Origin of the sequence: Chryseobacterium sp. Leaf394, assembly GCF_001424105.1 — a bacterium.
Taxonomy (GTDB): Bacteria; Bacteroidota; Bacteroidia; order Flavobacteriales; family Weeksellaceae; genus Chryseobacterium.
The window spans coordinates 1148029-1171309 of the sequence record NZ_LMQH01000011.1 but is presented as its reverse complement, the minus strand read 5'-3'; the positions used below and the strand labels follow the sequence as shown (position 1 = coordinate 1171309).

At 36.9% G+C, this 23281-nt stretch carries 20 protein-coding genes; 8 read left to right on the top strand and 12 right to left on the bottom strand.

All coding sequences use genetic code 11. The features are described 5' to 3' along the window. Positions 1-60: 60 nt before the first annotated feature. Entirely contained in the window at positions 61-2814 is a 2754-nt protein-coding gene (locus ASG21_RS09835) for a SusC/RagA family TonB-linked outer membrane protein (protein ID WP_056079028.1), read from the bottom strand. A 330-nt stretch (positions 2815-3144) separates the two neighbouring features. Here ASG21_RS09835 and metG point away from each other — a divergent pair, with 330 nt between their 5' ends. Together metG and ASG21_RS09825 are read left to right on the top strand one after the other, a co-directional pair. Further along, positions 3145-5178 (top strand): methionine--tRNA ligase, encoded by a 2034-nt coding sequence (gene metG, locus ASG21_RS09830; protein WP_056079025.1) that lies wholly within the window; start codon positions 3145-3147, stop codon positions 5176-5178. Positions 5179-5234: 56 nt separating this feature from the next. Then, positions 5235-5918 (top strand): hypothetical protein, encoded by a 684-nt coding sequence (locus ASG21_RS09825; protein WP_056079022.1) that lies wholly within the window; start codon positions 5235-5237, stop codon positions 5916-5918. A gap of 165 nt (positions 5919-6083) precedes the next feature. Here the strand turns inward: ASG21_RS09825 and ASG21_RS09820 are convergent, their stop codons facing one another. The 5 genes from ASG21_RS09820 to ASG21_RS09795 all read right to left on the bottom strand — a co-directional run bounded on the left by ASG21_RS09820 (position 6084) and on the right by ASG21_RS09795 (position 12752). Then, positions 6084-6788, bottom strand: coding sequence for a class I SAM-dependent methyltransferase (locus ASG21_RS09820; protein ID WP_056079020.1), 705 nt, complete (start codon positions 6786-6788; stop codon positions 6084-6086). A 590-nt stretch (positions 6789-7378) separates the two neighbouring features. Further along, on the bottom strand, positions 7379-8968 hold the full coding sequence (locus ASG21_RS09810; RefSeq protein ID WP_056079013.1) for a hypothetical protein: 1590 nt from the start codon (positions 8966-8968) through the stop codon (positions 7379-7381). Between the two features lie 143 nt (positions 8969-9111). After that, entirely contained in the window at positions 9112-10245 is a 1134-nt protein-coding gene (locus ASG21_RS09805) for an HlyD family secretion protein (protein ID WP_056082299.1), read from the bottom strand. Between the two features lie 262 nt (positions 10246-10507). Continuing rightward, positions 10508-11818 carry a TolC family protein gene (locus ASG21_RS09800; protein WP_056079010.1) on the bottom strand — a complete coding sequence of 437 codons (1311 nt, stop codon included), beginning with the start codon at positions 11816-11818 and terminating at the stop codon, positions 10508-10510. An 88-nt stretch (positions 11819-11906) separates the two neighbouring features. Beyond that, positions 11907-12752: an AraC family transcriptional regulator gene (locus tag ASG21_RS09795; protein ID WP_056079007.1), complete on the bottom strand. Its 846-nt coding sequence runs from the start codon at positions 12750-12752 to the stop codon at positions 11907-11909. Between the two features lie 70 nt (positions 12753-12822). Between ASG21_RS09795 and ASG21_RS09790 the strand changes: the two genes are divergently transcribed. Next, positions 12823-13296: an Mpo1-like protein gene (locus ASG21_RS09790; RefSeq protein WP_056079004.1), complete on the top strand. Its 474-nt coding sequence runs from the start codon at positions 12823-12825 to the stop codon at positions 13294-13296. A gap of 299 nt (positions 13297-13595) precedes the next feature. Here the strand turns inward: ASG21_RS09790 and ASG21_RS09785 are convergent, their stop codons facing one another. Next, positions 13596-14660 (bottom strand): DUF2891 domain-containing protein, encoded by a 1065-nt coding sequence (locus tag ASG21_RS09785; protein WP_056079000.1) that lies wholly within the window; start codon positions 14658-14660, stop codon positions 13596-13598. Between the two features lie 70 nt (positions 14661-14730). Here ASG21_RS09785 and ASG21_RS09780 point away from each other — a divergent pair, with 70 nt between their 5' ends. After that, entirely contained in the window at positions 14731-15624 is an 894-nt protein-coding gene (locus tag ASG21_RS09780; protein WP_056078997.1) for a DUF4349 domain-containing protein, read from the top strand. A 57-nt stretch (positions 15625-15681) separates the two neighbouring features. Here ASG21_RS09780 and ASG21_RS09775 read toward each other — a convergent pair whose 3' ends face one another. From ASG21_RS09775 to dnaA, 4 genes are all read right to left on the bottom strand, one after another. Continuing rightward, on the bottom strand, positions 15682-16059 hold the full coding sequence (locus ASG21_RS09775) for a hypothetical protein (protein WP_056078994.1): 378 nt from the start codon (positions 16057-16059) through the stop codon (positions 15682-15684). A 163-nt stretch (positions 16060-16222) separates the two neighbouring features. Beyond that, the gene (locus tag ASG21_RS09770) at positions 16223-16921 is read right to left on the bottom strand and encodes an SAM-dependent methyltransferase (protein WP_056078991.1); all 699 of its coding nucleotides are present in this window, start codon (positions 16919-16921) and stop codon (positions 16223-16225) included. A 39-nt stretch (positions 16922-16960) separates the two neighbouring features. Then, positions 16961-17434 carry a low molecular weight protein-tyrosine-phosphatase gene (locus ASG21_RS09765; RefSeq protein WP_082482410.1) on the bottom strand — a complete coding sequence of 158 codons (474 nt, stop codon included), beginning with the start codon at positions 17432-17434 and terminating at the stop codon, positions 16961-16963. Positions 17435-17536: 102 nt separating this feature from the next. Beyond that, positions 17537-18991 carry a chromosomal replication initiator protein DnaA gene (gene dnaA, locus ASG21_RS09760; protein ID WP_056078984.1) on the bottom strand — a complete coding sequence of 485 codons (1455 nt, stop codon included), beginning with the start codon at positions 18989-18991 and terminating at the stop codon, positions 17537-17539. A gap of 137 nt (positions 18992-19128) precedes the next feature. On the opposite strand from dnaA, the gene ASG21_RS09755 reads away from it, so the two are divergent. Both ASG21_RS09755 and ASG21_RS09750 read left to right on the top strand, forming a co-directional pair. Beyond that, positions 19129-19548: a thioesterase family protein gene (locus ASG21_RS09755; protein WP_056078981.1), complete on the top strand. Its 420-nt coding sequence runs from the start codon at positions 19129-19131 to the stop codon at positions 19546-19548. A gap of 274 nt (positions 19549-19822) precedes the next feature. Further along, entirely contained in the window at positions 19823-20260 is a 438-nt protein-coding gene (locus tag ASG21_RS09750; protein ID WP_056078978.1) for a hypothetical protein, read from the top strand. A gap of 54 nt (positions 20261-20314) precedes the next feature. Here the strand turns inward: ASG21_RS09750 and ASG21_RS09745 are convergent, their stop codons facing one another. Then, on the bottom strand, positions 20315-21592 hold the full coding sequence (locus ASG21_RS09745; protein ID WP_056078976.1) for a replication-associated recombination protein A: 1278 nt from the start codon (positions 21590-21592) through the stop codon (positions 20315-20317). Positions 21593-21741: 149 nt separating this feature from the next. Between ASG21_RS09745 and yidD the strand changes: the two genes are divergently transcribed. Beyond that, positions 21742-21990 (top strand): membrane protein insertion efficiency factor YidD, encoded by a 249-nt coding sequence (gene yidD, locus ASG21_RS09740; RefSeq protein ID WP_056082296.1) that lies wholly within the window; start codon positions 21742-21744, stop codon positions 21988-21990. A 424-nt stretch (positions 21991-22414) separates the two neighbouring features. Further along, entirely contained in the window at positions 22415-23263 is an 849-nt protein-coding gene (gene lgt, locus ASG21_RS09735) for a prolipoprotein diacylglyceryl transferase (RefSeq protein ID WP_241773512.1), read from the top strand. Positions 23264-23281 lie beyond the last annotated feature (18 nt).

Sequence of the window (23281 nt, the reverse complement as noted above, 5' to 3'; positions counted from 1 at the left end):
AGCTTAAGACCGCTGCTGTTGTTAATGTTCTGAAATTTATTCTGTAATTTTTCATCTTAATTAAAATTGAAAGTTAAAACCTAATGAATACACTTTAGGCATTTGATAATATCCATTGTCGATTCCATTGAATACTTCAGGATCTATTCCCGAATATTTTGTGATAACAAAAACATTCTGAGCCATCCCATATACTCTCAAACTCGATCCTCTACCAAAGACATCTTTGAAATTATGACCGATATTTACGTTATCCAATCTTACAAACGATGCATTTTCCACAAATATATCAGAGAAAAACTGTGGCGTCGCAAACTGATATTCTGCTGCTGAAGAATAGACATTCTGTAAATAATTATTTGTTGTCAAAGACTGAATGGAACTGTTTGATGCAGCATTATTATATACGTAATTTCCGATTGATGCTCTTGCGCTGAACCCGAAATCCCAGCTTTTGTAATTTAATTTCGTGTTAAATCCAATGATTGCATCCGGCTGAGGAGATTTATAATAATACTGATCATTTGCATTGATAATTCCGTCACCATTTCTGTCAACATAAACACCGCTTAAGGGTTGTCCGTTTGTATCGTATACCTGCTGATAAACCAGGAATGAATAAGGCTGATGATCAACTGCATGTGCCTGAATTTTGTTACCTACACCACCTGAGATATCTCCAATAGGAAGGAAGTATGAGCTATTTGCACCCTGTATAAGGTTTGTAACCTTTGAGTTATAGTGTGTAGCATTTACAGAAAACTCCCAAGTTGTAGTTTCGTTTTTAACAGGCACAAATGTGATATTTCCTTCAATACCATTAGTCTTCATGTTACCGGCATTTAAAACATTTTCGTTGCTCAGGTCACCCGCAGCAATTGGAGCTTTTACAAGAAGATTTTCGGCTTTCTTTGTATACAGGTCTACTGCACCGGTAATACGGTTATTTAAAATTCCAAAATCCAATCCTAAATTCTGTGTTGTAGTGGTTTCCCAAGTAAGAATAGGGTTATAAATGTTGGGACGGAACATGTAGTAATACTGACTTCCGAATTGATACTGAGCTCCTGGCTGGCTTAATGTGTAATTTGCAAATGCCGGATAGTCACCTGTATTCAATTCCTGATTACCGGTTTTACCCCAACCTGCTCTTAGTTTCAAGGTATTAATTGAAGTAATATCTTTTAGGAAACCTTCTTCGTTAATTTTCCAGGCAACTGATACTCCAGGAAAATTCCCCCAGATATTGTCTCTTGTACCATTGTAAAATCTTGAAGAGCCATCTCTTCTGATTGATGCAGAAACAATATATTTATTTGCAATAGTAAAAATACCTCTTCCATAAAATGATAAAAGAACATTTCTTGTTGCAAAGTCGATTCCCGCAGGCAAAGGTGCTCTGTTTCCATAATACGTCACAGCATAAGGAGTTTCTGTGTAGAAATTCTGATAAGAATAACCTCCCACGATATCAACATTGGTATCAATTGCAGATATATTTTTTGTATAACTGAGGTAAGTTTCTAAGAGTTTATTGTTCTTTTCCTGACTGTATTCTCTGTAATTTCCTGCGTCTGCTGCACCAATTTTATATAATCCACTAACTGTTTTCGCCCCATTACTCTTGGCATAATCATAACCAGCATTTACATTGAAGTGTAGATCTGGTAAAAAATGGAACTTGTAATCCAACTGGATATTACCCAAACCTCTCCACACAGACGATACATCTCTTGTAGCATCAAGCTGGGCAAGCGGGTTTGCATTGGCATTTACGTTTAATCCTGTTGCAGATCCCGGATCAAGCCATTCATAATATCCTCCGTAGTTAGAATTTCCAGAGTAGATTGGCTGAGTAGGATCAAAATAGGTTGCACTTGCAATTACACCTTCTGCAGGGAATCTGTTGTCCGTAAAAGTTCCTTTTAAATTGACATTTACACTTAAGTGATTATCAAGGAATTTAGGATTTAAATTAAGGCCTAAAGAAGTTCTCTTGAATGAATTTGTTCTTACAATACCATCCTGTGAATTATATCCTAAGGAAAGACGATATGGTAATCCTTTAATACCTCCGGTAAGAGCAAGATTATTATCTGTACCTACACCTGCCTGATAAATCTCGTTTTGCCAGTTTGTATTTGCGCTGCCCAGTCTTGAAAGATTGTTGGCAACAGTTGTATTGGTTAAAGCAACCTGATTAACAAAAGCTTTATATTCATTTGCATCTAATACATCTACAGTTCCCATTTTTGTAGATACAGAAGCTAAAGTTGAAAAATTCACTTTCAGTTTTCCTGCAGAACCTTGCTTTGTAGTAATTAAAATAACCCCATTTGAAGCTCTGTTACCATAAATTGCTGTTGAGGAAGCATCCTTCAAGATATCAAAAGTCTGAATATCGTTAGGATTTATCAGTGAAAGAGGGTCAGAAGCCCCGCTGATACCGTTAAAATCCTGAGGTACGCCATCAATTACGATAAGCGGAGATTGCGATCCGTTAAGTGATCCAACCCCTCTGATCCTAATAGATGATCCCGAGCCTGGAGCACCGCTGTTATTGGTAATCTGTACTCCCGGTGTTTTACCCTGAATAAGCTGCGACGCAGATACAACACCTGGATTGAAATCTTTGGCACTGATAGAAGTAATCGACCCCGTAAGATCCGTCTTCTTCTGCTTTCCATACCCAATTAATACAACCTCCTCAATTTTCTTTTCCTTTGCAGTAGAATCCTGCTCTTGCCCGAACATTACTGAGCTTGCCAGTAAAAATGCCGGTGCAATTTTTAATACCGTTGTAAAGTTTTTCACAATATTATTTTTATATAGTTTCCTTTGTTGATGCTGTTTACCAGCCCTGCAATTTAAACAAAAAACTATTTGATGTTAAATAATATTAATTATTTATTAATTTTTCTTTATCTTAAACCACATTATTTATACAGTTGACTGATATTCAAATATTTATTAAAAACTATACATAGCATAATATAGGGGTAAGAGTATTAAAAAATTAAACAAATGTTTAACAAAATGAACAGTTGTTAGGCTGTTTTTATGATAAGCCCGATGAGAAATCATTTATCTAAACTTTTAGATAAATTATAATTATCTTTGCATATCTAAATTTTAGTATAAAAAATGTCAAATAAAAAATTGATTACGGCAGCGTTGCCTTACGCCAACGGACCGGTTCATATAGGGCATTTGGCGGGTGTTTACATTCCAGCTGATGTCTATGCAAGATTTCAGAGAAGGTCAGGGAAAGATGTTGCTTTTATCTGCGGAAGCGATGAGCACGGAATTCCCATTACCATAAGAGCTAAAAAAGAAGGCGTTACGCCACAGGATATCGTCGATAAATATCATGAAATCATCAAAAAATCTTTTTCGGATTTAGGAATTTCATTTGATGAATATTCGAGAACAACTTCTCAAAACCACCGTGAAACGAGCCAGGATTTCTTTAAAGTGCTTTATGAAAAAGGAAGGTTCACAGAAGAAATGTCTGAGCAGTATTTTGATGAGCAGGCGAATGAATTTTTAGCAGACCGATATATCGTCGGAACCTGTCCGAACTGTGGCAACGAAAACGCTTACGGCGATCAGTGTGAGAAATGTGGCTCTACTCTTTCTCCGTCTGAACTGATCAATCCAAAATCAATGTTGAGCGGCAACGTTCCAATTTTAAAAGAGACTAAAAACTGGTACTTACCATTAAATGAATATGAAGATTTCCTGAACGAATGGATTATCGAAGGTCATAAAGATGACTGGAAACCGAACGTTTACGGACAGGTGAAATCATGGTTAACAGACGGCTTAAAACCCCGTGCAATGACCAGAGATTTGAACTGGGGCGTTCCTGTTCCTCTTCCAAATGCAGAAGGAAAAGTTTTGTACGTTTGGTTTGATGCACCGATAGGATATATTTCTTTTACCAAAGAATGGGCAGAAAAAAACGGAAAAGACTGGAAAGATTACTGGCAAAGTGAAAACTCAGATTTGGTTCATTTTATCGGAAAAGATAATATCGTATTCCACTGTATTATTTTCCCTGCGATGATGAAGGCTCACGGCGATTTCATCATGCCGAAAAATGTTCCTGCTTTTGAATTTTTAAATTTAGAGAACGATAAAATTTCCACTTCAAGAAACTGGGCAGTTTGGGCCCATGAATATGTGGAAGAATTCCCGGGACAGCAGGATGTTTTGCGTTACGCATTGCTTTCTTCGGCTCCTGAAACTAAAGATAACAACTTTACATGGAAAGATTTCCAGACAAAAAACAATTCTGAATTGGTTGGAATTTTCGGAAACTTTATCAACAGAGTTGCGGTTTTGATTCATAAATATTATAATGGAATTATTCCTGAAGGAGATGTAAACGCTCCTGAATTGCAGGAAATCAATAAATCAGCGAAAGAAATTTCAGGATTCTTAGAAAACTATGAGTTCAGAAATTCTCTGACAGCTTTAATGAATTTAGCACGTTTTGGAAACCAGTATCTTCAGGCTGAAGAACCCTGGAAAACCATTAAAGACAATCCTGAAAAAGCAGCACAGTCGCTATTTGTCGGAGCTCAGATTGCAGTTGCTCTGGCGCAGTTGTGTGAACCGTTTATGCCTTTCAGTTCTGAGAAACTGTTAAATATGTTCAACGTTGAAAAATCAAACTGGAGCGATGTCGAAACAAAATCTGTTTTAATTGAAACCGGTCATCAGATCAACGAATCATCTCTTCTTTTCTCAAAAATCGAAGACGATGTAATCGAAGCTCAAATTCAGAAATTAGAAAATACAAAACAAAGCAATAAAAAAACAAACCCTAACGCCAACCCAATGAAAGACGAAATACAGTTTGATGACTTCACCAAAATCGACTTAAGAACAGCAACAATTCTAACTGCTGAAAAAGTAGAAAAAGCAGATAAATTATTAAAACTGACTGTTGATACAGGTGTTGATGTAAGAACGGTAGTTTCAGGAATTGCAGAAAGCTTTACCGCAGAAGAAGTAGTCGGAAAACAGGTAATGATTTTATTAAATCTTGCTCCGAGAAAAATCAGAGGAATTGAATCTCAGGGAATGTTGTTGCTGACAACAAAAGCTGACGGGAAATTGTCTTTTGTGACGCCGGATGAAACGGTTGAGAACGGTATTGAAATCGGATAATTTTTATATCTATAATATATCAATGGGCATTTTTCAGTGCTCATTTTTTCTGAATAATGGTCAATAAAACTGTTTTATATAAACTTTCTAATAGAGAATTAGAAAATTATTTTAATCCAGAAAACCGCTTCGTTCACGAAGCAGTTCAATTAGCTTTTGACATTTTACAGGAAAGAGGACGAATATTTTCTGATGCAGAAAAAATCAACATTCAGCATCTTATTCAATCCAAAAAAGAAAATGAAGCAGCAGAAAAGCGAGAAGAAGCAGAAGACTGGAAAGATCACATCACAACAGATCAAAATGCAATACAGCTGTTCCCGAGAGAAATTATTTTAATAATCAGTATTTTTTTAGGAACAATTCCGGGATGTATACTTTTAGGATTGAATTTTATTAAACTTAAAAAAATCGGTGCTTCAATTCTTACATTCTTTTTTGGTTTTGCCTTTTTTCACTTACAGAATTTTCTTGTTCCCTTTATGTACGAAAACAGTTCCAAAAGATTTTATACACTTAAAAATTCTCCTGAATTCTTTGTTTCCTGTCTCGGAGCATTAACTATATTTTTGTTCTGGATTTCTTTTACACCAAAAAATTTACCTTACAGAAAGGAATCTTATTTGATTCCTGCTGCAATTTCTTTTGTGATGATTGCGTTAGTTCTGATCAATCCTGACGAGTGGTTTTCAAATTACTTTATAACAAGTTTTCTAAGAGATTACAATACTCTTTTTTGAAAAATACCGCAAGTAAATACAAAAACATGTCTTAGAGATTTGCCTTTTGCTTTTAACTAAACAAAATCACAAAAATAAATCATTACACAAATGAAAAATAAAGCCGTCTGGTAGTACTTTTTCGTAAAATCTATAATTGAGGAACTTCAGAAAGGGTTAGCTGATTTATTTTTTAATGAGTTTCGCCAGATACGAATCTTCATCCTGCAAAATCATTTCAATTTTAAAACCATTATTTACTGCGGCATTCTGTAAAGTATTAAAGTCAAGATACAGCCATTTGATAGGATCTTCAGACTCGCCCTTATAATGAACTACATAATCAAGCTCACCATAATATCCATCTGCAGGAATCAATACTCCTCCATCTTCATCGGTGTCAAACATGTACAGAATGTCCGTACTGTCGATCAGGATTTGTCCGTTTTTATTCAGTAAAGAATGAAGTTTTTGGAGATAAATATCAATCACATTCAGGCTTTGGAAAATACCTGTTCCGTTCATTAAAAGAAGAATCGTGTCGTAAGTATCTCCGGAAAATTCAAGCATATTTTGGGCAACGGCTTTCTGAATTCCTCTTAACTGGCACACTTCAACAGACTTTGGCGAAATATCCAATGCAGTAACCTCCAAATTTCTTTCATTCTGAAGATAGAGTGAATGCGAACCCGCTCCTGCTCCGATGTCAAGGACTTTCCCGTGAGCTAATTTCAAAGCTTTCTGTTCGACTTTATTCATTCTCTTAAAGTCTCTGAAAAGATATTCTACCGGAAGTTCGTCGAGTTCGGAAATTGAAGTTTCTGTTTGCAGATCTTCAGGATTTTCGTTGTGAAAATAATCCCAGATTGCGCGTCCCATTAAGTCTTTCATGCTAAAAATTCTACTGCAAAGATAAGTCTTTCAAATATTTTTATCGAATCTTACTAAGGAGAGATCTAATCGAAAAGTTAAAATTTGTAACACACATTTTAATCTTCCGAAAATTTCCTGCGACGGTAAACAACCTTTCAGGATTTCCCGAAAGCTTCTTACTGGGTGCAACACACTTGCGGAGATTTCCGCAAGCTCCTTGCTGGGGTGCGACAGACTTGCGGACTTCCCGCAGACCTGTTGCACGGGTGCAGGGACCTTTCTGGCAGGGCATTTCTTATTTTTAGATTGTTTTTGTTCAAGATTATCAATTTCAATATTCTGTGTCATAATTTTTATAAATGTGTCGAGGTGAAAAATGCGCAATAGTCATTTTTTTCGACCCATATCGATTGACAAAACCCTTCCCTAGCCCCGATAGTAACGGCACCCTTTTGTGATGAGGAACGAAGAGCAAAAGATATAGTGGATAGCGGGATTAAGCTCCCTAAAATATGGGTAATGAGTAATAGGTAATGGGTGATTTTTTAAAAAGTAAAGCCCCGCTTTGAAAAACAAAACGAGACTTTACGGGTAAAAACAAGGTTTCTTTATAAGGCCGGGCCGGTGGCGCCTTTGAGGTCTTCTTCTAATTTTTTTCTTTCACGCGCTCTGCGTCTGGCGATGACCGATTTTCCGTTGAGGATTCTGATGACTCTTAAATATTCTGTACGTTTTCCGAAATGATGGGTAATTACATAGAGCATTACTCCGAAACCGGTAACGATAATATAGCCGAATATCTTTTTGTTGGCGGAGATGATGGCATTGAGCTGAATGGTTTTCATATTGGTTGCAACCGTTTGCGGCGTGATGGTCATTCCGTCCATATAGACTGCCAAATCTCCTAAACTGACGATTTGAAACTGATACTGAAACCACGAAAACAAGGCTGAGAAAAATCCTACGGCGAGGAAGGTTCGCCATACCAAAACCAGTCCGATGGCAGCCAGCATTTCGTTGAGTTCCAGTTTATCTAAGGTGTAATACCAGACCGAGATGAAGAGCGAGCACATTCCGTAGCCTTTCAGGACCATCGGTAAGTACCAGTTTTCGTAATTGAATTCCAGCACCATTGAAAAATACATAATGATAGCATAAGCCGTCATTGCTGCGAAGCCTGAGAAGATGAACATTTTCAGCGGTCTTTCTTTTTTAAACCAAAATACAGCAATAACTCCGGCTAGAAATAATCCGGGCGTCATCATCAAATTCAGTTTTGCATTGGTCAATTGGTCGTAACCTAAAACTCCCACAGAATAGATGTTTTGAAGTGATGTTGTTCCCAAAAACATTCCCAGCCACAGGAGCATAAACAGTCCGTTGAGCACATTGCTTTTGGTGAAAATATGAAATGAAATATATGGTCTTTTCAAAGTCAGCTGACGGATGGCAAGCAAAGCGAAACTCACAAATGCGGCGATGCTGGCGTTGATGATATTTTTTGAATTAAGCCAATCCTGCTGTTTTCCAAACGAAAATACGTACGCGGAAAACATAAACGTTGCGACAAACAAATTGACGCTGAGCCAATCGATGTAATGCAACGGAACTTTCAATGCAAAATATTTATCGTGCATCAGAACCCAACACAATAATGCCAGGACGAAACACAACACCGCTGCCAAAATAAAGAACTGCTGGAAGTTGTACAGTATTGAAACTTCCACGGCATAATAAGCGGATACCTGATTTAATATTAAAACAAATGTGTAGAAAACGCCGTAAAAAATCCCACGTCCGCCCAGCATTGCCATTAACGGTAAAAATAATTCGATGGTAATCATCATTTTTAAAAACCCGATTACCAAAGAGGTCATCACAATAACCATCGGTTCGAAAGTGGTTGCGTTGATATAACTTAACACACCGAGAAGCACCAATAACATCACCAATTTATCACGGACTTTGAACCGCATTTTCATTCTTAAAACCACAGGCATACACGCTCCCATCCCAATAGTGGTGGCATAGTTTGCCCACAGAAAATATTCCTGCATCACGCCGGTTCCGCCCACCATAAAACTGATGTTTCCGGTGTAAACACCTCCCAACGGCATCACCACGATAAGCAGTAAAACCATCATCAGAAGCTGTACGGGTTTCGGAACCCAATCGCTGAAAAGACCTTTATTATACATAGTTTTAGGTTTGTAAGAGCCAAGTAAAAAGGCAAAAGAGCCAGGGTGTTGGAAGTTCTTAATAATTAAATCATTGATTACTAAAACTTTCTCTTTAACAAAATCATTTTACTTCGACCGCACTACTTTTTACTTGATTCTTTTTACTTTTTACTTGCTAAGCTCACATTCATATTCATCCCCGCACTCAGTTTCGCCACATCTTCTTTTTTGTTGGCATCTGTAAACTCGATTCTTACGGGAATTCTCTGTTGTACTTTGATGAAGTTACCGGTTGAATTATCTGTCGGAACGCTTGAATATCTTGAACCGGTTGCGGCTGAAACTGCGGTGACTTTTCCTTCAAACTTTTTTCCGCCTAAAGCATCTGCAGTCATCTTTAGTTTTTCACCTATTTTAATATTTGGCATCTGGCTTTCAAGGAAATTGGCAGTGACCCATTTTTGATTGTTCAAAACGATGGTGGCAACTTGCTGTCCGGGCTGAATCAACTGTCCTTCAGAAATCGTTCTTCTTCCCATCACACCGTCGTAAGGCGCAGTAATTACTGTATATGAAAGATTGATTTTCGCCATATCCAAAGCAGCTTTTGTTCTTTTGATTTCGGCATCGTTGATGCCTAATTTGCTTTTCACTTCGGTTGTCGAAAGGTTGGCCGACTGCTTCTGATTGACCAAAGTTTCGTAGGCTGCTTTCTGCGCATCGTATTCTGTTTTGGCCTGGTCAAATTGCTGTCTCGTCACCGCTTCTGCCGCCAAAAGGTTTTTGTATCGGCCTAAATTCTGTTCGGCATTCCACAATCTTGCTTTTGCTCCGGCGATGTTGGATTCCATCACGCTGATGTTGTTGGAAACGGTATTGATTGAAGAACCAGTTGCCGAACGTTGAGCTAACGCGTTCTGATACGCTGCTTCTGCCTGTCCGAGTTGTGTAATAATTTCACGGTCATCCAAAATGGCCAACGTATCTCCTTTTTTCACCTGCTGATGTTCGATGAATTTTATTTCTTTAATATAAGCCGAAACTCTGGTGTTGATTGGATTGATAAATTCCTCCACCTGAGCCGCTTCCGTATAGGTTTTGTCTCCGATGTGAAAGTACTGACGAATCAGCCAGAACAATCCGAAACCAATCACCGCAAAAACGATAACGTTTGAAATGATGGCTCTGATTTTATTTTTCCTGTTTTGTTTTTTCTTAGCTTCAGCATTTGAAACCACAGGTTTTACCGGCGCTTGTGGTTGTGTATCCTGAGTATTTTGTTCCTTGTTTTCCATTGTTTTTGTTTTATATCTTTTTTGAACATGAAGTTCAGAGAGTTTTTTTATTAAATGTTTTGAGCTTCGCAATGCCTTTTTTTAAACGCAAAGATTTCATTTGAAACCGCTAAATTTTAAGAGTGTAAAGGCAAATAAATTTGCTTCGCGAAGCTTATGTACGAGCTTAATAAAATCAACTTGTTGATTCATCTTTGCACACTTAATAATATTTTCAGCCATCATAAAACTTTGCGTTTTAAATTTTAAGATTCGTAAATTATTAAAGCGTCCCAGTCGACTTCAACAAATTATAATATTGATACAACACATTGATTTCCGCATTCGCAAAATCCAGTTCAGACTGAAGTTTCTGGTTTTGTGCATCAATCATTTCTGCCTGCACCGCTAATTGATTGAGGTATTTCGCTTCGGTGATTTTATAGTTTTCTTCTGCCAGTCTTTTCGCATCATTTAAAATATCGGCCTGCTGAATCGCTTCCTGATATTTGACGTAAGAAGCGTTTACATTCATATCAATATTCTGTTGTGTCAAAGTCAAAGCGTCATTAGCCTGCGCTTTCTGCAATTCACCCAGCTTTACTTTTTCTTTGGTTTTATACAGATTATCAATGTTGTAGCTTAAAGAAATTCCACCTTGCCAACCGCTCGCATACATATCCAATACAGGATTTCTATTGGTAATCGGCCTTTGCAGACTGTACCCACCGAAACCGGAAAGTGTCGGCATCCTGTCGGTTTTGATGATTTCAATGTTTTTGTCGGCAACACCAATGTTGGTTTGCGCAGATTTCAACTGCGGATTGCTGTCGTGAGCGAGATTTAAATAATAATCCATCCCGATTCCCGATTCTTTATTTTCTAAATTTTCAACCGGAATAATTTCGGTGTCGGCAGGCAATCCTAAACCAATATTTAAATTGTAATTGAGGATTTTTCTGTTGTTGGCTAAAGTCAGAATGCTTTGGTCAAGATTTTTTATCGCCAGTTCCCCACGGATGACTTCGTTTCTCGTTACCATTCCCTGTTTGTAGAAATCGTTGATATTCTTCAAACGTTGCTGAGCCAGTTTTTTATTATTATCAAAAACCGATTGTTGATTGATGATTTTGTAGACATCTAAATAATTTGAAATCACTAAAAATTTCACATCCTGCTGATTCTTTTCTAAATCCAGTTCAGAAAGCTGTTCACGAAGTCCTGCCAGTTCAATTGATTTATTGACCAATCCGCCTTTGAAAATCAGTTGAGTGGCCTGCACACCATACGTACTTCCGTAATGAGGCATCGGAATCGCGGTTGAGTTAGAAAAATCTTTGTCGATTGCCACCACATTTCCCAAATAAAATTGAGTCGTTGAAGCTGTGATGGAAGGGAGTTTTTGAAGTTTGGTAATATCGGTCTGCTGTTTGGCAATATTGATATTCTGTGCCGAAACTTTCAATTGGTAGTGGTTCTGAAGCGCCAGTTCGGCAACTTCATTTGCTGTCATCTGTTTTATTTCTTGTGAAAAAAACAGCGCAGGAAAGATAGCCATCACGAGTGACAGTGCTGTTTTTATATTCTTTGTCATTTTACCTTGTTTTACGAAGCAAAGTTACGACGGATGTAATCTCAAACAAATGTTTGAGATTTGGAAAAAGATGTTCAAATGTAGGATTTTAACCTTCAAACTGATTTCGGTATTGAGAAGGACTTACTTCCAAATGTTTTTTAAAAAAGTGGGAAAATGAATACTGGTCGCTGAAACCAAGAATGGTTGAAATCTCTGAAACAGGCTTTTTAGAAGAGTTTAATAATACCTTCGCTTCATTGATTACAATTAAAGCAATAATCTGACTCGCCGACTTTCCCGTAATAGTTTTGACGACCGACGAAAGATGTCTGGTTGTAATCGACTGTCGTTCGGCGTAGAATTCTACCGTTCTGTTATTATGATGATGAGAAGCCAAATCATTGAGAAAAACGAAAACTATTTCCTCCTGTCTCGACATCTGATTCATCGAATTGCTGTCCTCGCTGGATATAATTCCGGCCATCTGGTAACAGAAAACCGAGAAGAGATGCTCCACCATTTCTTTTTTATAGGTCATTTCAGTTTGAGAATCGAGAATATATTTTAAAAAATTGACACTTTTCCAGACCACATCCATATCATCCTGGTGAAAAGGAACGCCCACATTCATCTGCTGGCGGAAATAGCGATACGTTATCAACCTGTTGAATTTCAATGACAAAGCGGAAATAAATTCCCGTTTGTAAGAAACCATCCTCGACTGAAAATCATCACTCACAGAAATGAGTTCATAAACGGTCTGCGGGTCGGTCACCATAAACATATTGGCCGAAAGCTCGAGGTCACTGAAATGCTGTCGCAGTTTGATAGAACCGCTTCTGATAAAAATAAAAGCAGGATTATCGGGACGGAAAGGTTTGTCGGCGGAGATTCTCTCAAAGATATTGTGTTGCGTAAAAATCTCGACCCCGAATTTTTCTAAAGCAGACATAGGGCAAATGTAAACAATCTGTTTTCCGATTGCAAAAATTTATTATTTTAGTACAACCAAATTCATAGCCATGAGAAAGATCGATTTACTTTTCGCTGAATACGCTGAAAGCCACAGAAACTCCACTAATAAGCTGATTCACTGGATCTGTGTGCCGCTGATTTTCTGGACGATATTAGGTTTTATATCATTAATTCCTTCCCCACATTTTTGTGCGTCATACTTTGGGTGCATCAGTTTGGTAAGTTTAATTGCTATGATTCTGGTGACTTTATTTTATCTCAGACTTTCTTTACTGATTGCTTTCATAATGATTTTTGCGATGCTTTTGATGGAACATTTGGCGTATGCTGTCAATATTCATTTGGGAAATAAATCGTGGATGGTTTTTCTTGCAGTATTTATTATCACCTGGATTTTACAGTTTGTGGGGCATAAAATTGAGGGTAAGAAGCCGTCATTTTTGAAAGATCTGCAGTTTCTTTTGATTGGGCCGATTTGGTTGTTGAGTTTTGTTTTGAAGAAACTGGGGATTAGATATTGATTTCTATGATTGTTTGATCTATTTAAATCCTTTCATTTTTACCACAAGGAGCACAAGGGTTTTTCACAAGGTTCACTAAGCGTTGTGTATCCTGTGAATTATTTGTGAATGTGAGGGTAAATGCTTTCAATAAAAACAGCAGTTAATCAATATTTTAATTTGTTTTTAAACGCAAGGTCAGACAATGTTTTCTTTAAAACTTTGCGCTCATTTTAAGATAGACCAAGGCGTTTCACTTAGTAAAGAAATACCAAGCCAAGATTAAAATAATTACACATGTTTAAAATTAATAAGAAAAATCAATCTTCCAAAGCATATACAGCAAAACTCGCTAACCAGTGATCTCCTCCGTAGTTCCCTTGAAATAATAATGGAAGTCCGTTATTTAAAAAGATGGTTGCTGTTTTCTGAAAGTCTTTTTTCAACGGATGACTCTCAGGAAGAGACTTTGCAATTCCCTTCATGCACCAGGCTTTTGTAAATGACAAGCCAACCAAATGGACTGTTTGGTAATCACTCAGATCACTGACTACCGGAATCTTCTCAATATTTTCCAAGCTTCTTTTTTCGTAGAAATTATCCAGCCATTTTACAAAATCTTTCTGTGGCAGAATTCTCCGCATTAAATCAGCAATTTCAAGACTTGGCGAAAAGAAATCTGAACCGTCCGGTTCAAGATACGCCGGTGTTTTTGTATTTTTTAAATAAAAATATTTTGCTTTTTCGGTCAGTTGTTTTTCAAAATCTTTATCTTTTGCAGCTCGTGCCCAATCCAGCGCAAAAACCATTGCAAATGCGGTGTTGGGATGAACTCCGGTTCTGTTCGGATAGGTCTGTTTAGGAAGATAAGTTTTCCATGATGCAAGAATTTTATCGGTCAGCGGTTTCAAATTTTCATGCCAGATCTTAGCTTTCGGATGATTCCAGGTCATCAGTTCTTCATCTAATTTGAGAAGCCACGCCCATCCGTAAGTTCTTTCGAAAGTTGTTGTCAGCTGGTATTTAGTAAAATAATCTGCTTCTACCTGAAGATTTTCCTTCTTAAATGAATTGTCTAAAATATTTTCAATCTCTTTAGCAACCGATAAAGTGGGTTTCGTTTTCAATAATCTAACCAGCATCCAGTGCCCATGAACTGATGAATGCCAATCGAAACAACCGTAAAAACTTGGGTGTAAATCTTTCGGACTTAATGGAACTTCATTCGCAGTGTTGATGATGTGTGCTGTCTTATTCGGATATTCCTGATTGATGCAGTGAAGTGGTTTTTCTGATAATTTGACAGCCATTTCATCCGTCAGTTTTGGACTTTGCGCAAAGCTGATGATGGGTAAAAGCAAAAAGGCGTGAAGATATCTTTTCATGTTTTAAAAATAGAAAACAAATTCGTAATATTGAATATAACATCTGATTAAAATCTACAAAACTTAAAAAATGAAAAAAATTCTTATTGCCCTCACGTTTACAGCCCTCATTTCCTGCAGTAAAAAAGATGCTGCTCCACATAAGGAGGAAATTATGGAAGTCAATTTAGATGAGATTCGGGATGATAAGGTCGATGCTTCCATCAATTTTGCTCCTCAAAGGGTTGCCGCGGCGTCAAGCAGTGACGAAGCGTCAGAAAATAAAGCTATAGAATCTCAACCGCTTCCCAAAATCAATTCAATTGTGAAAAAGATTATTAAAAATGGGGAAATGACTGTACAGGTAGGAGATATTACAAAATCCCAAAGCAAGATCCAATCCATCGTTAAAAATAATCAGGCTTATATTCAGAAAGAAACTTTCAGGAACAGCGACACTCGCGACGAAATGGAATTTACAATCAGAGTTCCGCACCAGCAATTTGAATCTTTAATCAATTCTTTTTCAGACGGTTTTGGAACGGTAACGGCAAAAAATATTTACTCTGATGACGTCACAGAAGAATATGTTGATATTTCCATCAAACTTGAAAATAAAAAGATTTACCTTGAAAAGTACAGGGATATGCTTAAAAGTGCAAAATCTACAAGTGATATGCTTGAAATTCAGGAAAATATCCGCAATCTTGAAGATGAGATTGATGTATCTGAAGGCAGATTAAAATTTATTGACGACCGTGTAAAATACAGTACGCTCAATCTGACACTTTTCAAAGAAAAAGTGAGATCTTCCACCACTTCTAAAGTCGGTTTCGGAAGCCGTTTTGCCGATTCTCTTACTGAGGGATGGAACGGGTTTGTCGCATTCCTTTTGGGACTCATCTCTCTTTGGCCTTTCTTTATACTTATTCCTGTTGTCATTGTAATTTGGCGAAACTGGAAGAAGAGCAGAATCAAAAAATAAACAAAAACATCCGAATACTTTTGGTATTCGGATGTCTCCTTTGCAATAACAATTTAATTAAGCATTAAAATGTGTCTTTACCGTTTCCAAAACCTGTTCATCAGACATTTGCTGAGAAGTTTCGAGCGTGATTTTTAAATCTTTAAATTGGGCGGTGTCATGAAGATGCTTTTTCAATTCTTCCTGAATTGTTCCCGGACCTGTGATCAAAACCTCTTCAGAATTTGTGAGAAGATGTTCAACCTCCTTGAAGAATTTTACTTTGTTGGTTTGTTCAGCATTATTTCCCGCATTTTCACTTGAGTTACCATGCTGGATGATTGCTTTTACAGGGCTGCATAGGAAAAATTTAAATGCATTCTGAGCATCATGATTTTTTACAACTACAGCCTTCTGGGTGTCGATCCAAAGACCAGCTAATTTTTTGTCAGACATATTTTATTATTTTGATGTTATGTCCTTGTAATGACAATAATGATGCTAAAGAGTTGTTAACGGCTGTTAAATTATTTCAGATCACTTTGCCCAAAATTAAAACTAATTTGTTTCAAATTATAATTACTAAAATGTTTAATTTGTATTAGACTTTCCAAAAATATTATTTACCCAACACAAACACTGCAGGAATCTTATGCAGTTCAGGCTTTTGTTTCTGCCAGTCTCTGATGGTTTTGGTTTTTATAAACTCTGTTTCAGGATCGTTGATATTGGCAGCGATGCACAGTTTGGTATTTGCAGGAAGAAATTTTAAGAGATCTTCCACAAGCTGATTATTCCGGTATGGTGTTTCCATGAAAATCTGGGAATACCCTGTTTTCTGAACAAGATTTTCGAGATGCAGAATCTGTTTTTTCTTTTCAGCTTTATCAATTGGAAGATATCCGTTGAAGGTAAATTCCTGACCATTGAAGCCACTGGAAATCAATGCTAAAATAATTGATGAAGGTCCTGAAATTGGTACAACCCTAATATTTTTCTCATGACACCACTTCACCATTAAATTCCCCGGATCGGCGATGCAGGGCAAACCTGCCTCTGAAAGCAAACCAAAATCCTGACCTTTCAGCATTAGGGTCTGAGCTTCTTTAATATCGGCATTTTCCGTGTATTTATCGAGCAGAAACAGCTTAAGGTCAGCCTGCTTTTTTTCAGGAGCAAAAAATTTCACCACTTTTCTCGCTGTTTTTTCGTTTTCAACAAAGAAATAGTCAGTTTGCATGATGTATTCTTTTATCACAGGCGAAAAATGAGTGATAGAAGTGTTTTCTGAGAGATATGCGGGAAGTAGGAAGAGCATTTTTATTAGGTTGAGGCTAAGGTTAAAGTTAAGGCGAAGTTACCGTTGGATGTTGGAGGTTTCCCGTTCCAGATTTTTTGCGATGATTTCGCAGGCTTCATCAATTTGCCTGTAAACCTGGTCAAAACCTTCGGAACCGCTCCAGTAAGGATCCGGAACTTCTGTGGGATGATGATTTAAATTTAAACTGTCCATCAGCAGAAATACTTTCTGCCTTTGTTCGGCAGTTGTGGCTAGAGAAAGTACATCACGAAGGTTATTTTTATCCATACAGTAGATTCTGTCGTAGTCATCTAAATCATGAGGCTGAAAATGTCTTGATTTCTGTTTTGAAATATCGAGACCATTTTTTAAAGCAACTTCCACAGATCTTTTATCAGGAGCATTTCCTTCATGCATATTGATCGTCCCTGCAGAATCTACCGTAAAATTTGCCGGAAGTTTAGATTTCAAAATACCTTCCGCCAGCGGACTCCGACAGATGTTTCCCAGGCAAACCATTAATATTTTCATATTTGATATTTGATATTTGATATTTGATATTTGATATTTTACAAAAATAAAAAATGAAGAATAAATCTATCCTTCATTTCTGTATTTAATTTAAAAAAAATCTTAATGTTTAATTCGCTCAGTAAGATCTTTCACGTATTTTTTCACTTCTTTATCAATCTTCGAAACGTCTTTTATGGTTTCGCAGGCGTACATTACGGTTGAGTGGTCCTTCCCTCCCATTTCTTCACCGATTTTTGTAAATGTAGAGTTAGTATATTCTTTAGCAAAATACATTGCCAACTGTCTTGGAAGTGCAATTTCTCTTTTTCTTGTTTTAGATAGAAGCTGCTCTCTTTTAATTCCGAAATAATCACATACAACTTCCTGAATATAAGGAATATTGATGATTTTTTTCTGATTGGCTGCAATCTTATTGATTGTTTCCTTTAAAAGTTCAAGACTTAAATCGGATTTATAAATTGTAGAGTAAGCAATCACTGAATTGATAACACCAATCAGTTCTCTTACGTTTGTTTTCACTTCAGAAGCGAGGAAATCGAGCATGTCATCCGTAAGAACAATTCCGTCCCTGCTTAATTTGTCTACGATAATCTGCTTTCTGGTTTCAAGATCCGGAGATTTGATTTCTGCAGAAAGTCCCCATTTGAAACGGGATACAATTCTGTCCTGAATATCCATAATATCCACCGGAGCTTTATCTGAAGTAAGGATAATCTGCTTCCCATTCTGATGTAAATAATCAAAAATATGGAAGAAACTGTCCTGAGTAGCAGATTTCCCCGAAAGGAACTGGATATCATCAATAATCAGTACATCCACCATCTGGTAAAAATTGGCAAACTCTGTCTGCTTATGCGCTTTTGCAGCTGAAATAAACTGCTGTATAAATTTCTCTGATGAAAGGTAAAGAACAACTTTATCAGGAAACTGGCTTTTTACTTCAAGTCCAACGGCCTGTCCCAGGTGAGTTTTACCAACACCATAACCACCGTATAAAAATAATGGGTTGAATGCCGTTGCACCAGGTCTCTTTGCGATAGATTTTGCCACAGTGGAAGCAAATTTATTGCTCTCTCCTTCTACATAATTATCAAAAGAAAAATCAGCTTTAAGATTTGAATCAATATTTACTTTTTTGATACCCGGAACTACAAACGGATTTACAATATTTCCTGAAAAACCCTGAGGCATAGTCTCCTGCACTTTTGGTGTAGCAACTGTTTTGCCTTTCATGTTCATGGTAACGGGTTTCTCCTGTCCTGCCGGCTTGTTTTCCATCACAGAATACCAAAGTTTAACGCCTTTGCCAATATATTTCTTCAGGGCTGCAGAAAGTAGAGACAGGTAGTTATCTTCAATATATTCTTTGTAAAAATCGCTCGGCACCATCAGCGTAAGATTGTTGTCAACCAACGAAACCGGCTGCACTTTGTCGAAAAGTAAGTCGAAGGATTTTTCAAGTTTCTTCAAATCAGAATTATCCTCAGCCGCATTGAGATTATCTCTCATAAACTGGAGGCAATTCTGCCATGTCATCATCAAATTTTCTTTCATTTTTTTATGCCCTGATATTGTGTAGTTAGTCGTTAAAAAAGGTGGACAGCAAAGGTCACTTATTTTCTTTTTAAAAAAAAATGTTGCACCTATTGATTATTAAAAAATATATTTGTATGTATAAAAAAGACCTAAAAATGATACATACAACACACTCATTACGAGTACGTTACGGAGAAACTGACCCTATGAAATATGTCTATTACGGCAACTATGCAGAGTATCTGGAAGTTGCAAGAGTGGAACTTTTCCGAAGCATAGGAATCTCATATAATGACATCGAAAAAAAAGGAATTTGGCTTCCGGTTTCAGAATACAGTATTAAATATTTAAAACCAGCTTTTTACGATGAAGAATTGACAATTCATACCTATATTGAAAAACTTCCGGGAGTAAAGATAGAGTTTAGATATGAGATCTTCAATGCGCAGAATGTTAAAATTACCGATGCGAAGACAACTCTTTTCTTTTTGGACGCAGAATCAGGGAGAGTTATCAAATGCCCTGATTTTCTGATGTCATTTATTCAGCAGGAATGGAAGACTGAGAATGAATAAATCTGATGCATATGAGAATTTTGGTTTGAATTAAATCTGATAAATATCTGATTCAAATGGAGAAAGTGGCGGTAACAGAGAGAAAAAATAATTTCACTTAAGTAACTCATTAAAAATATATTATGTTATTAACAAAGTATATCCCATCTCCATTTATTCTGTCATCTGTTTTTCCTGTTACCACAATGATATTTAGAAATATTTATAATTATTATGGATATTAATCAAAATTTATGTACATTTATCACGTATTTAAATGATATAATTTTTGATTATGAAAAAAATTCTATATTCTCTACTTTTAGTAGCTTCAGTAAGTGTTTTTGCACAGAAAAATCCTTCCACTAAATTTGCTATTGCCAATGGAAATGTAGGAACTGTTGCCATGTTTGATGCCAATAAACAGTATGTTCAAAGCGTAAATATGTTTAAAAATTCTGCTGCTCTGCCTCAGGATCTGAAAAAATTCAGTTTTCTCGCTGAAAACGGTTTGGCTTCTGTGAAATTTAAAAAAGAATATGGTACGCTTGACTTCATTAGCCTTGCGGCACTTAATGAGCAAAATGGTTTAGCTGCAGAAACGCCTGTTGTAATTGACGGATATGAATTTAATGATACCAAAATTAATATTTTCGCCAATTTGATGGAGAATTCAGAAGTGAAGGATTACAACGGTAAAAAAACATTGGTTATTACCAGCCCAAAGAAATAAAAAATTGCCATATTAGATATTTTTAGGAAGGATATTCATTTTGAATATCCTTTTTTAATATTTATTATTCCACTTTTTCTTAAGTTCGTCGTAGATTTTCTTTTCAGTTGCGTTATTTCCCGGTTCATAGAATTTCACATCTTTAATTTCTTCAGGTAAAAAATCCTGATCTACAAAATTGCCTTCAAATGAATGCGCATATTTGTACTCTTTACCATAATCCAGATCTTTCATCAGTTTTGTCGGGGCATTTCTTAAATGTAAGGGAACAGGAAGATTTCCGGTTTTCTTTACAAAAGCCAGCGCTTCGTTGATTGCCATGTAAGCAGAGTTGCTTTTCGGGGATACCGCAAGATAAATTGCTGTTTCACTGAGCAAAATTCTCGCTTCCGGATTTCCAATTACGTTAATAGCCTGAAAACAGTTGTTCGCAATCACCAAAGCATTTGGATTTGCCAAACCAATATCTTCCGAAGCCAGAATCAGCATTCTTCTGGCGATAAATTTAATATCCTCACCTCCCGCAATCATTCTTGCCAGCCAGTACACCGCCCCATTCGGATCACTTCCCCGCATCGATTTGATAAAAGCTGAAATAATATCGTAATGCTGCTCTCCGTTTTTATCATAAAGCGCCATCGTTTCCTGAAGCACCGACATGACATCTTCGTTTGAAATTTCTTTGTTTGCAGAATTTTTAAACTGATTTAAAACCAATTCCACAGAATTAATCAGCTTTCTCCCATCTCCCCCAGAATATTGAATGAAAGCCTCTTTTTCTTTTATAACAAAATCAGAATTTTCGTCTTTATTAAATCTCGCTGTAGCAATGTCAATAAGTTCTTCCAGTTTATCATAGCTCAATGCCTTCAAAATATAAACCTGACTTCGTGACAGCAATGCCGAAACAACCTCAAAACTCGGATTTTCGGTCGTCGCACCAATCAAAACGACCCAGCCTTTTTCCACAGCATGAAGAAGAGAATCCTGCTGAGATTTGTTGAATCTGTGAATTTCATCAATAAAAAGTATCGGAGATTTCCCTGAAAAAAGATTTTGCTTCTTGGCATCTTCAATCACATCGCGCACATCTTTCACTCCTGAAGAAACCGCTGAAAGCTTAAAAAATTTCCTTCCTGATTTTTCTGAAATGATTTCTGCCAATGTAGTTTTCCCTGTACCCGGCGGCCCCCAGAGAATGAGAGAATTCAGTGCATCGTTTTCGAGCATTTTTCTGATGGTACCTTTTTCTCCGGTAAGGTGTTCCTGCCCTAAAACTTCATCTAAGGTTTTCGGTCTTAATCTTTCTGCTAAAGGCGTGTTGTGATTCAAGATTTTTGTATTTGAATTTAAAATATTTATTGAAAGTAAAACAGAATCGACAAACGTATAATTTTATCCGGCGAAACACCGGTTTACTGCCCGAAACTTCAAACAAATTTAAACTAAATTTCAATTTTTTACCCTACTTTTGCAATGTTTTGAAACTTTCATTTAATAAAATCATCACATTTCCTCTGGTAATTCTCATCAAATTTTACCAATGGTTTATCTCGCCATTACTTCCAAAAAATTGCCGTTACGAGCCTACCTGTTCGCACTATATGGTAGAATCACTGCAGGTTCACGGCATCTTTAAAGGATTTTGGCTCGGTGTAAAAAGAATTTCAAAATGCCATCCCTGGGGCGGAAGCGGCTACGATCCCGTTCCCCCAAAATGCAACCACTAATGCTAAAAACATTTTTATAATGAATACTATATTCTTTAGAGTTTATCTGATCATCTTTGCGTTTTTTGTTCAGAATATTTTTGCACAGAATTATCCTGACGGCGTTTCTGATGCCAATCTGATTGTGAACAGCCAATCTGTTCCGGTAAAAGTATTTTCAACAACTGATGCCAAAACCTTTGCTGATTTTGCAGGGAAAAATGCTTCAAACAGTCTGATCATCGTCAACAAAGCCAATCTTGAAGGAAAAAACGGATGGGACGAATTTTATGACAACGCATTTATCGTTCTTCAGAAAAACGGATATCAGTTTTTAAATAAAGATTTTAAACCTACTCAAAATAAGGCAGATTTTAAATATGTCCTAAAATCTTCAAAGCCTCTGACAGAAGCAGATCAGACTTCACTGGAGACCACTTATAAAATATGGGATCCTGCAGTGGGAATTCACATCGGCTCCTTTACGCTGCACTACTACAGTTTGATGTTTGTTATTGCTTTTGGTTTCGGATATATTTTAATGAAAAAAATATTTGACATTGATAACGTTAACCAAAAATATCTTGATCCACTTTTTACATGGACTTTGCTGGGAACCATTTTGGGCGCGAGATTAGGTCACGTTATTTTCTATCAGAGCGAACTTTTCAGAGAAGATTTCCTCAGCGTATTTCTTCCGATCAAAACAAAACCTGAACTGGAATTTACCGGTTTTTCAGGATTGGCAAGCCACGGAGCAACGATAGCCTTGATTTTCACCACACTTTATTATTCATTTAAAATTATTAAGAAAAATCCGTTCTGGGTGTATGACAGATTGGGAATTGTGGTTTCTTTGGGTGGTGCTTTCGTAAGATTAGGAAACTTTTTCAACTCAGAAATTATCGGAAAACAGGTTGATCCCAACTCACCTTTTGCTATTCTTTTCCCTCAGATGAGCGATGAGTATGGTATAACAGTTCCAAGATATCCGGGACAGCTTTTTGAAGCAATCGGTTATCTTCTTCTCTTTGTCTTGCTTTGGATTTTATACAAAAAGACTGACAAAAAATATCAGCAGGGATGGCTATTTGGTTTATTCTTTATTATACTCTGGGCCATCAGATTCTTCGTAGAATTTTTGAAAGAGCCACAGGGAAAAGAATATATTTCCATCGGAAGTTTAAATACCGGACAGGTGCTCTCAATTCCTTTTATGATTGCAGGAGTTGTCATTATGATTTATTCTAAAAACAACAGAATTACAGAAGCAGAAAACGGAAAACCGGAGTAAGCTCCTGGCATTTGGCAA